The organism is Pseudoalteromonas sp. GB43 (genome assembly GCF_054923805.1).
In genome coordinates, this window is sequence record NZ_JBPCHJ010000003.1 from 295,384 (window position 1) to 306,708 (window position 11,325).

At 38.5% G+C, this 11,325-nt stretch carries 10 protein-coding genes; 5 read left to right on the forward strand and 5 right to left on the reverse strand.

What is annotated here, in order from left to right; genetic code table 11:
• Positions 1–139 precede the first annotated feature (139 nt).
• A complete protein-coding gene (locus ACRWSG_RS23465; protein ID WP_349239475.1) occupies positions 140–1,033 on the forward strand; it encodes a LysR family transcriptional regulator in 894 nt (297 codons plus the stop codon).
• A gap of 38 nt (positions 1,034–1,071) precedes the next feature.
• Here the strand turns inward: ACRWSG_RS23465 and ACRWSG_RS23470 are convergent, their stop codons facing one another.
• From ACRWSG_RS23470 to traN, 3 genes are all read right to left on the reverse strand, one after another.
• Entirely contained in the window at positions 1,072–1,350 is a 279-nt protein-coding gene (locus ACRWSG_RS23470) for a hypothetical protein (protein WP_285222133.1), read from the reverse strand.
• A gap of 315 nt (positions 1,351–1,665) precedes the next feature.
• The gene (locus ACRWSG_RS23475; RefSeq protein WP_253109287.1) at positions 1,666–2,616 is read right to left on the reverse strand and encodes a hypothetical protein; all 951 of its coding nucleotides are present in this window, start codon (positions 2,614–2,616) and stop codon (positions 1,666–1,668) included.
• A 70-nt stretch (positions 2,617–2,686) separates the two neighbouring features.
• Complete coding sequence (gene traN, locus ACRWSG_RS23480; protein WP_462167701.1) at positions 2,687–5,836, reverse strand: conjugal transfer protein TraN; 3,150 nt, start codon at positions 5,834–5,836, stop codon at positions 2,687–2,689.
• A gap of 159 nt (positions 5,837–5,995) precedes the next feature.
• Between traN and ACRWSG_RS23485 the strand changes: the two genes are divergently transcribed.
• Positions 5,996–6,139: a GIY-YIG nuclease family protein gene (locus ACRWSG_RS23485; protein WP_348535099.1), complete on the forward strand. Its 144-nt coding sequence runs from the start codon at positions 5,996–5,998 to the stop codon at positions 6,137–6,139.
• A 4-nt stretch (positions 6,140–6,143) separates the two neighbouring features.
• On the opposite strand, the gene ACRWSG_RS23490 is transcribed toward ACRWSG_RS23485, so the two are convergent.
• The gene (locus ACRWSG_RS23490; protein WP_462167702.1) at positions 6,144–7,523 is read right to left on the reverse strand and encodes an RNA-guided endonuclease InsQ/TnpB family protein; all 1,380 of its coding nucleotides are present in this window, start codon (positions 7,521–7,523) and stop codon (positions 6,144–6,146) included.
• A gap of 77 nt (positions 7,524–7,600) precedes the next feature.
• Between ACRWSG_RS23490 and tnpA the strand changes: the two genes are divergently transcribed.
• The 3 genes from tnpA (at position 7,601) to ACRWSG_RS23505 (ending at position 10,941) form a co-directional block, all read left to right on the forward strand.
• Entirely contained in the window at positions 7,601–8,056 is a 456-nt protein-coding gene (tnpA, locus tag ACRWSG_RS23495; RefSeq protein WP_206769683.1) for an IS200/IS605 family transposase, read from the forward strand.
• Positions 8,057–9,114: 1,058 nt separating this feature from the next.
• Positions 9,115–10,107, forward strand: a complete 993-nt coding sequence (locus ACRWSG_RS23500) for a tetratricopeptide repeat protein (RefSeq protein WP_462167703.1) — start codon at positions 9,115–9,117, stop codon at positions 10,105–10,107.
• Positions 10,108–10,344: 237 nt separating this feature from the next.
• A complete protein-coding gene (locus ACRWSG_RS23505) occupies positions 10,345–10,941 on the forward strand; it encodes a GGDEF domain-containing protein (protein ID WP_462167704.1) in 597 nt (198 codons plus the stop codon).
• 42 nt (positions 10,942–10,983) lie between these two features.
• Here ACRWSG_RS23505 and ACRWSG_RS23510 read toward each other — a convergent pair.
• On the reverse strand, positions 10,984–11,325 hold a 342-nt coding region (locus ACRWSG_RS23510), incomplete at its 5' end, for a GGDEF domain-containing protein (protein WP_462167705.1).

Here is an 11,325-nt window from a genome sequence, read left to right on the forward strand (position 1 = left end):
TAAGTTGAATGACGTTGTCTAAATAACAAGCAAAGTATCTCTTACCTTCAAAAACCAATAAATGGAAATGTTTTAATTTCACAATTCCATATTTTGGAATAATATTTATGTATTCATTTCAAACCTGAATGTGACTGTGATGCTTAACAGATTGGAAATGCTCCGGATATTTTGTACTGCTGCTGAGTCTCGCAGCTTTAAAGAAGCGGCTAACCGTCTGGGAATTTCTCCTCAGGCAGTGACACGAGCAGTGAAAGAGTTAGAGCGATTGCAAGGGGAGCTTTTATTTCATCGAAATACTCGACACATACAAGTGACCCTAGTTGGAGAAAAATTTGCTTTGATAGCAAAAGAACGCCTACACGCTGTAGATGAATTGTTTCAAACAAGCGCCCATGACTCGGGTAATGAATTACAAGGGCGGGTTCGTATCGCGGCGCCTGTTGGTTTTGGTCATAAATGCTTGATGCCAGCATTAATGGAACTCTCAACAGTACATCCTCAACTTGATATAGACCTGACACTCAGTGACGAGCGCGTGGATGTGGTTGACGAAAAAATAGATATTGGGATTCGTATCGGCTTCATGAGGGATAGTCGATTTATTGCCCGCCAGCTCGCCAAAATTAATATGTATGTCGTGGCTTCGCCTGACTTAATAAATAGAGTGGGAAAGCCTGCGTCTATTGAAGATCTAAACCACTTGCCGGCTACAGGGTTAGTAGATCGCAATACGGGAAAGCTTTGGCCATGGGTTTTTTCCATGGACAGACAGTGGACCCCATCCATAACACGTTTTCGAAGTGCCGACACCGAAGCTGAATTAATGGCTATACAAAATGGACTGGGGTTTGCTCAAATTCCTGACTTTTTGGTCCAAGACTTATTACGCCAAGAGAAACTTGTGAGAGTGTTAGAAGAAGTCGAGCCGGTGCCTTGGGATTTATATATTTATCGCCCTCAACGTGGTCCAGTACCACAACGTATTCGATTGGTTTTTGATCACTTGGTGTCAAGATTGAGTGACCGCTAATGGCACATAAGTAATATTCATAAAGTGCGAATACTACATTAGCTCACTTGACTGCAAAAACTGTAACCAATGTCTTCAGGATGATACAAGCGAACTATTACACCGCTTAGGTTTTCTGGGTCGTAAAACACATCATCCAACCAAAGGTGCAAAGCAAACGTAATGCGATTCACCCATGGCAAAATTTTAATGTGCGACTGGCTTATAACGTAATCAAGTAAGGGATCAAATACACCATATTCGTTAAGCAACACTGGTACTTCAATCAATAAACCTGAATTATCTGTTTTAACTTGCGCAAGAACTTTGACTAACATGGTAACTAAACCAATTAGTGCGGGTGAGTTTTAGTAGATTAATATAAGAAGTGCTATTGATCTAATGAACTGAGATTTAGTTTTTTACTTTATCTAAGATAGGAATTAGTACAGATTAGTATAGTTTTGAATACTATAAATAAACCTTATACTTCAAACAACAACTCAGAAAAATAAATTTACCTAAGGATAAGAAATGAAAAAACCGGCCTAAAAAGGCTGGCTATTTCGCCCAGACCAGTGTTCGTAATACCAAACGTGGAGCATTGGACAGTGATATATTAATAAACCTACTAAATTCAAAAGTAAGTAAATTTACAACTTAATATCAAGCGGTAATTCTTTGAAGCTCATGTCTTTTAAGTGAAAATCGTATAAGTATTTACCTTTGTCTTTAGGGTTTTTGTGATACTTTTCGTTGTATTCGCTCTTGTCATTTTTTTTCCAATTTTCAATAAACAAATATCGCAGTTCACTAATATCCACACCATCATCAACCTGTTGGCCGGTAATAAATTTATGTATTTTTCCTTTGTGAATGACTATATGAGAACCTGCGTACATAGCCCAACTGTAATCCCAGTTACCTGATCCTAATTTTCTTGGGTGATACAAGTAAACATCATCCCCCATGTAACCGCTCATTAAATGCAGTGACACAGTTGTCCCTTTTGTTTCAAAAGTTACATATGCAGACTTATTTTCTTGATCATATGAAGAAACTCGACCAAGCCCAAGGTATTGTCCGCAGGTACTCAGAACAAGAAGCAAATTTTCACATTGATTTTTGTTTTTATAGTTGATGATTCGCTGAATATTTGTTGTTCTTTCTGACTCTATTTCGAGCCCTTTCTTGGCAGCTATTTCATCAAGCTTTTTCGAAGCTCTAGCAATAATACCTTCAGGATTTGCAAGCACTGATTGGTCTACATTATCAACCTTAACAATAAATTGAGCGTTCTTAGCTAAAGGCTCGTTTTCAATGATGCTATCATTAATAGCTGTACTGGCTGCTCCAGTAAAATCTAACATTAACAGCTGACCTAGAGCCATTACACTCGATCCAGGTACTTTGCGAGTCCCTGACTTTCCGTCAGCACTATCCATAAACTTATTGCTGCCAGCTAAGCGCATTGTTGTTTTTGCAAATGAGTCATTCTCATTTGCTTGAAAGCTATCAAACACAATTGGCTCTTTTGTTGACGAACAAGCTGATAAAGTTAATGCCACGACGGAAGCTAAGGCTATTTTAGTTATATTTTTCATAGATTTTCTAGTTTGTCCCGAAAGTGACTCTATCGTACTTTATTATTTATATTGCGCAACTTTATAATCATTAATCATCATTAAGGAAGTAGCATGCCAATGGTCTCGGCACATATGAACAATCAATATCATCTGCATTTATTATACTTCTTGTTTCAATAGCTCTCTCAGCCAGTTCAGCGTCAACAGCTCTTTGTGTTGTTCTATCAACAGCGTTTTCTCGACCTTCATTATTAAGTAGTCGACCAGAACCAGTCAGCTTATCAAGGTCTTGATCAAAATCAGCAATACCAGACTCGATCATTATGTTAATCCATTCGCTTAAATCAATTTTATTCCAGTCCAAGTTAGACAGTTGTTCAGGGGTTAACCCCGGACAATTCCTTAATTTTGAACCATCAACTTCTTCTGTTGTATATTCTTCTAGGTCATGGCCAAGCATTGAGGATGCTTGTTCCATTATTATTCGAGATAGGATGGAGTCATAACAGCAATAATCTTGACGACGTAGATAGCAGACACCCAAAGCATCTTCAGCACAATATTTCTTTCCTACGGGAATGCATTGTTTCGTAGCAAGCCTAACTCCCATATCCATTTCATACTCGTGGCAAGCAGTGAGCAAATTTAAAGCTAATTTAATATATTGATACACCATGTATGCAGCATATACATAACCAATTACCGCTACAGCTTGACTCGCTCCTTCTGATAGCACCACTGTAGATACTCCTTTTTCAACGGTTTTTTTCATTAATGCCTGCGCTAATTCCTCTGGAATCGAATCATAAACGTAGTTCATAACCATTTGCTGTAGTTCTTCAATAGCTTGATCCGATAAAATATCTATTGCGGCCCCAGATGCATCAACCACCTCCCCTGCTGCATTACCTGCCGCAGTACTTGCCGCATCAGTAAACACCGTAGAAACTGAAGACCAGGCGCTTGAAACAGCTTCACCAGCAGTTGTAGCTGCATTAGCAATAGGTTCTCTCAAACTCTGATAGCCGCCTACTACAGCGTTGCCGGTTCCATCTAGGCCAGCTACAAATGCATCTGCTTGTAGCATGCCATAAGCAGCTCGTGCATATTCATAAATATCAACACCATCAGGAGCCTCACAACAGTCATTACCTAAACCGCTTGGCTCCCAAGAGCAAAATTTACCTTCACCTTCAAAAATAGTGCACGTTGATGGGTCTGTAGGATCTTCACAGTTCATCCCATCTTCCATATGCTGTATTACTGTAGCCATAGCAAGAACATCTGCGAATTGATCATTAACTTCACTATTTGATGTTTCACAATTCCCTCCAACACAAGGCAATGTAGCCGCACAGGTATTCTGTGTTACGGAGCTTGTTACAGTCGAAAAAATTTCTTCATCACATTGATACTTAATTGTGTAAGCGAAGCAAATATCATCGGCGTCATCTCGCTCCCAAAGCCACCCTTCAGCACATGTTCTCTCAATTTCTTGGCATTGCGTATCAGTTTGGTAGGTAGTGCAGTGGTTTGGTTGAGATTCTATCTCATCCCAGGAATAACATTGGAATTCATCCTCTATCCCTGCTGCTTTTTCTTCCTCTGTGGCTCTCCGAGTTAAAATACAGTAATCTTCACCTTTAGTAGGATCACAATTGTATCCATCAAGGTTAACTCTCCAAGTTTTATTTCCTGTATCACCATTATAAAAAGGAGGGACTGTTTCTAATATTTCTGGGGGTAATCCAACGCTACCAACTTCGATATTTGTATAGCTATCAAATTTACAAAAACTTTCAAACCGGCTTTCAGTACCACCACTAATAGTGTCACTAAACCCTGCTAAGCCATTGCTTTCCTTAAGCTCACTTTCAATCGCATCATAGCAACCAGCTGGATACTGCTTGTTTTCCCCTACTTCACCAGTAAACCTGTATCTTACTTGAGCGTTCAAGATCCATTTTGTATCACCACCATCATCAGTTTTATCTTCAACTTGGACAATACCTTTTAAACCATTTGCACATGTTGGCGTTTGCAACTCTCGAATCCAAGTACTTTCATCAATACTTCCATCTAGTGTGGTGTTGGACCAAGCACCAAGGCTTACCCTATTAATATTAGTATTATTAGCTGTGCAGAAATCTTCAAAACTTGGACCTTCAAATTTCAGCTCTGTTGCAATTGAATCGGTTGGGGCTATTGTCTTAGCAGTTTGCTTATTTAGGTCAAATTCTACTGTTAAAAACTGCTTCCCCTTACCCGCCATTTGCACTATTACGTCATAAGTAACTGGTGTAGCTCTTTCAACTTCGCAATATAAGCTATTGCTTGCAAGGGGCTGCATACATAAATGATTTGTTGATTGTGTTGATATAAATTCACGTGTTATGTCAACTGACTCGTCTGTACATGACGATAACCATGATCCGGTACCGTCAAGGGCATCATTCACTTCATTAAATCCGTAATTGAAAATACTGCTTCTGGGGTTTATTTCTGGGGGTTTATTGTCATTCTGAATTGATTGAATTGTTTGGTATACAGTTGCATCACTAGCAGTGTCAGTTTTCAAACTGTTTATTTTAGTGGTTCCTGAAGCATAAAACTCTGTCTCATTACCATAGTGACTGTCTGCCTCAAATGTTGTTTGAGAGTGATTTAGCTCTGAGCTAGTGTACTCGTTTTGATTAGAAACATGCTCAGTAACTTTTGATTCATCAATAGTCCCAACATAATTACCACTATCATCTTTTGTAAGCGAAACTCCTCCATTACTATAATTTGTAATTAAACCTCCACTAGCATTAGTCGATGGAACAACAGCTGACTTTGACATGTCTCTCGCAACATTTACGCTATCTTCAATCTGCTGCTGTGCATTGTCTCCATAATTACCATAAGCAGACAAATCAACTGTTCTAGATGTCTGTGGGGTTAGGTAGTATTTTTGAATTATCTCATTTTCTCGATTTGGATTTATGACTGTTTGATGTGGGTATTTTAATAACGTTTGATTTAAACGTTGATCATCGGAGCGGTTATTTGTTGGATCATCAGTTTTGTATTTTTGCTGAATTTGGTCAAACCGTTCCTGTGCAGCAATAGCTGTTTCAAATGGAGTGGCAATCGATAGTAACCCAGCCCATACCCCAATTACTGATACAGCAATGGTTTGACCAACCATGCTTGCAATGATTGTATATCCGGTTAATTTTTTCTTAAAACACTTCATTAAACATAGAGCCATGACTATTGATTTGAAGATATTTTAAAATCTATATTTCCATCTAAATCCTAATTTTCATTAGATTTTTAATTAAAATTTGCTCAATTAAAGCCACCTGATAGAGTAAAAAGGCTCAGAGGTGCCTTTGCTCCATTATCATTTGATATACATGCCATGATCTATAGTGAGGATGCCCCTACACTAGAAAAAGAACTTCACAGAAGATTTGAGAGAGCAAGTAAACAAAGTAAATCCCAGAAAAGAGTTTGTGAACTACTCGCGCCTAAAGGCATCGAGCTTCCAAGATAATAGCCTAAGCTACTAACCTTTCTTTTTTGACGCTTCGTTGGACATCGCTAGTCGAGCTTTTGACTCGGCTAGTCTTACGATTGCCTCCACGTCCACTATCTGCCTGAGTTATTAGAACTCCATCGCCAGACAACACCGTTCCAGTGTCTAATATTAGGTTAATTGCCCGTTTCTTTATGACCTTTGATGCATTGTTATCTGCATTGTCAGTATTGCCACAGTTACCGCACACAAATAGCTCTTGTGATTTACGGTTGTCGGGGTGAGTGTGATCGCATTCAGCGCACTCCTGACTGGTATGCGGGGCGGGTATTTTGAAGACGGCTTTTCCTGCTTGGTAGGCCTTGTATTTGGTGTAAATCTCTATGATGTGCCAGCCAACGTTTAAAATAGACTTGTTTAGCCCAGCCTTTTGTTTGGCTTTGTTTGACACATACCGACCTTGTTCATCCTGCTTCGCCTTTGGCTTGCGCGTCATGCTTGAGGTTCGTAAAGCCTCGAACACTATAACCTTAGCCTTGCTTTCGATTAACGAACGACTTGTTTTATGTGCAAAATCGTTTCGAATCTTCGCCTTTTTAGCATGGTGCGTAGCAATGCGATGTTTGGTTTTGTTTCTTCGGCTAGAGCCTTTTTTCTGGCGTGATAACTTGCGTTGAAGTCGCTTGATATAGCGGTCAGCTTTGGTCATGTTCGATTTCTGGTTTTCGCAGAAATCGAACGTTATAGAGCCTGCGTGAACAGGAATTGCCACGCCACGATCTACACCAATAGTATGTTCTTCCAGATATTTTTTGGTTGAACCCTGCAAGAATTCCAAATGTTCAGCATTGCTAGGAAGTTCTTCTTCGCTATTGCCGTCTTCATAACAGAAAGATACATAATATTGACCACGCTCTTTGCGCACATATAGCGAGTTTGGGCTCTCGAACTTGCCATGCGCTTTAAAGGATAAGTAACCAATATTATTAGTCTTCGTGCCGATAAATAGTCGTAAGTTTCCATCTTCGCAACGTTCGAAGCTGAACACCTCACGAGTAAGATAGATGCTACCTCGGTCAGTTTTAGGTTTGCGCTTAGGTCGCCCACACACGCCTTTCATGAATTTTTGGTAAGTCTGATACCAGTTAACCGCACTGTTTCGGATAATCTGACTAGGGCATCGAGATAGCCAAGGGGTTAACTCCTTCGACTTGAATTGTGATGTTTTCTGGTCAATTGGGGCATAAGTGCCCGTTGGGTAGTATTTACGTGCAAAGGTGCGGTAATACTTTTCTTCGTCAACTTTGGCATTCCAAATACTGCGTGCGCAACCCATCCACTGGCTTAAAACCAGTTTTTGATGTGATGTTGGGTTAGCACGTAGCTTAATGCCAGTTAGCATGGTCTTTCCGTAGGTTGTCAATTGCGGTAACTATTATTACACTTAGCGTTAAATTGTCAATCTAGTCTATAAGTAAAATGTACGAATGGAGAACAGGCAGAAGCTGCCTATTTAAAAATAATGCTCATCTAGTATTTGTTACAAAATACCGAAGAGACGTTTTCACTAAAGAGATGTTAGATAGAACCAAAGAGATAATGGAGGAAACCTGTAAGCAAATGGATTGCGAGCTTTTAGAGTTTGGTGGAGAACATGACCACGTTCACTTAATGGTGTCTATTCACCCCAAAGTTGCTGTATCGAATTTGGTTGGCAAATTAAAAGGGAAGTCGTCATATATACTAAGGCGTGAGTATTGGAATCGGATTAAGACGATGCTTTGGGGAAATCACTTTTGGTCGCCTAGTTATTGTGTCGTGTCATGCGGCGGCGCGAGTTTGGATGTAATTAAGCAGTACATTGAAAATCAAAACACACCGCCAAGTGAAAGAGCCGTAAAAACTTCACGCGCTTTAAGTCAGAAAAAAGACTAGTTACCTCTTGCTTGACTCGCCCTTGAAAGGGTGAGATTGCGCAAGCCTGATGTTCATTGGAAACTGACAGCAGAAACTGCTGAATATAGGGAGTCTTTAGCAATAGAAAATGCTCGACAAGAACATAATGTCACCTAATAGCTAAACCTCTGTTATAGAATACCAAACCAGCAAAGTATAGAAGCACAAAAAGCAAATCCAGCGTCATTCTGGCTAAACTAGGATACAAAAGAAAAAAGCATACAAACTTAGGGATGAAGGTGAGTTTGTATGCTTGGGTATTGATAATCAATTAGGAAATTGCTGGCTCAATAATTTATGAAATACACTTTAAATATAGAGGCTGTGCTTATTATTGTCAAACTTCCATACTTAAAAATTTTTCGAAACTTTATGAGCCCCCCTTATTCGACATTAAGGTGGCGCCCATAAGTGATTCACTTCACACTGTTGTTTCAATAACTCCATGTTTTTAATATTAACTTTTTATAGGTGGAGTAAAAAAAACCGAAACAAGTATAAGCTTAATTTAATATTAAAATTAGATAAATCTAGGGGGTATCGCTCAATTACCTAGTAATTTTTTGCTAAAAACAAATTTTCCCAAATGAGTCCCTAAATATGTAAAGCTAACGAACGCAATATGAGCTTATATAAAAGGAGCTACCCTTACAACACTTTCAACACTTTCAACACTTTCAACAGCCGGAGTATCTAGAGGTCGCGCAGCTTCCAAAAAATTAGCTAAGCTAAAACCATTGTTCTTTCTGATCCAAGGCTGGAATTTAGCTATACTACAGACGATAAAATTGTGTATCAGTTTCTGATAGAGAGTTATTAAAGTTTCTGATAAAACATTGGAATTTGTGTTTTATTACGAAAAGTCGCTGAAATTAAGCAAATCTTTGATGGAATCTAAAAGGCAGCAGAAAACCAAAACCTTTCGAGTTTTAAGCTTCTCGTAATTGTTATTATTGAACAACTTTTATGTTAACCTCAATTAAAAATAATAACTAAATTTTAGTAACGGAATAGTAGTTGATGGAGTAACAGTTTAAATGTTAAGGGTTTTATGCTTTGTTCTTTTTTCTGCCAATTTAACCGCCAATGAAGTAAAAAATGAAATAGATAAGGTTCTTTATGGCTATACCACCTTCTCTGAGTCGAGAGCTATTTTAGAAAAGTTAGAACAAGGAATGCCATATAAAAATGTGCTTGATGATGCGCGAGTAATGGCGTTTAAGTGTTGGTTTTCTGATGTCACTACATCTAATGGGCTACTCCATTACAATGACTTTTTAAATAATGCAAAGTCAATAATTCATAACTCCGGTAGCGAAATATTAAAACAAAACCTCACAGTCTGTGAAGCTTTCCAAGAGTACAACCAAGGCAATTACCAATTAGCCACAATACTTTTAACCCCTATAACTCAAAACTCTGCAAACACGCAAAACCCTGAAGAGCTAAACGGCATTGCTAACGCTAGTACAGTACTCAATCGTATTTACTTAGCCCAAGGAAACTATGAAGATGCATTCCATGCAGCGCAAAAAGCCTATCAGCTATTTGAAAAATCAGGAAATAGCTATGAACAAGCTCTTGCCCTAAAAGAAATAGCAGATATTCATATTGCTCTTTACAACTTTGATCTAGCAATTGAACAACTGCAACGCTCTGCAACCGAATTAGCCAAATTTAATAAACAAGAACATTACAAAGTAATCGATCAGATCGCTTTTGCCCATGAAAAAAGCGGAAATCTCCCTAAAGCTATAGAGTTGTATCAGTCAATCAAAAAAGATGTAAGGTCTTACGAAAGCGATAACGGTTATGCTTATGTATTGATAAAATTAGCTGAGTTGTACACCGAACTAAACCAGCTCAATGCTGCAAAGTCATATTTAACCGCTGTTGATAAACTTAAGATAGATGATAGCTGGATCACAACACTACTAACTATGACACAAGCCCAATGGCACTTAAAAAGCGATAATCTAAACGCAGCTCTCACTTTATTTAACAAGTTACAAACTAAGCAAAACTCATGACCGGTCAGTTTTAAAGAAAGGTATTTAAGCTTTGCCTCATTAATTGCTGAAGCTACAAATGATTCCTTATTACACATAAATGCTCAACAACAACTAATAATAATAATAAAACAAAAGCAAACAGACATAGCCAATAACGCCCTTATATCAGCACGTCTAAACTTTAACTTTGAACAACAGAAGCGTGAAATAACTCGTCTAGAACAAGCTTCAGCTCTGCAAAAAGAGTTACTAACAGTGGCTGAAGATAAAGCCTTTTGGCAGCGCTTAACACTCATTATTGCCAGCGTATGTTTAATCCTATTTGCCATTTACAGCTTTAAACAAGTCCGCCAAAAAAAGTATTTTGAAGTACTCGCCTTAAAAGACGAACTTACAGGCATAGCAAATCGCAGAGCTATCATTAATTTGAAGCGAAGTGTCATGCAAAAAAACTTACACAATAAGCAAGTAAGTTCACTGATTTCTATTGATATTGACCATTTTAAAGCTGTAAATGATCAATACGGCCATGATATTGGCGATGAGCTTATCATTTCTGTCGTAAATACCATTGTAAGCACAGTTCGCTGTTCAGGTATGGTGGGACGAGTCGGTGGTGAAGAGTTTTTGATTGTGCTTGAAAACCAAACTCTCGAAAATGCAAAAGACATTGCGGGGCGAATTAGGCATTCAATAGCAGAAAAACAACATACTTCTTTGGGTATTAATTCAACCGTAAGCATTGGTGTTATTGAAATAACCCCGCATGAGACTGCTGAACAGGCAGCAAAACGTGTTGATCTGAACTTATACAAAGCCAAGCAAAATGGCAAAAATAGTGTGGTAGTTTAACTTTTGCTTAAGCTAGACATGTGAATATTGATCTAAGCTAATTTAAACAGTCACACGTTCAAGGTGCCCCATAATAAATTGATTTTTACCTGAGCTTTTAGCTTTGTACAAGAGTGTATCTGCTTTTTCATACAACAGCTCAAAATGATTAGCCTCAACACTACCTTTATCAAGGCCTACACTTATAGTAACTTGCGTTAGATTTTCGTTTAAATCTGAAAAATCGAGTGCGCTTACAGAACAAATTAATCTGTGGGAGATCAACTTTAGTTGGTCACTATCTTGTGAAGGGAAAAATATCACAAATTTCTCCCCCACATAACGAGCTACAATATCACTACCACGAACTTGTTCTTTTAATGTTTGTGCTACGCGATGCAAAAC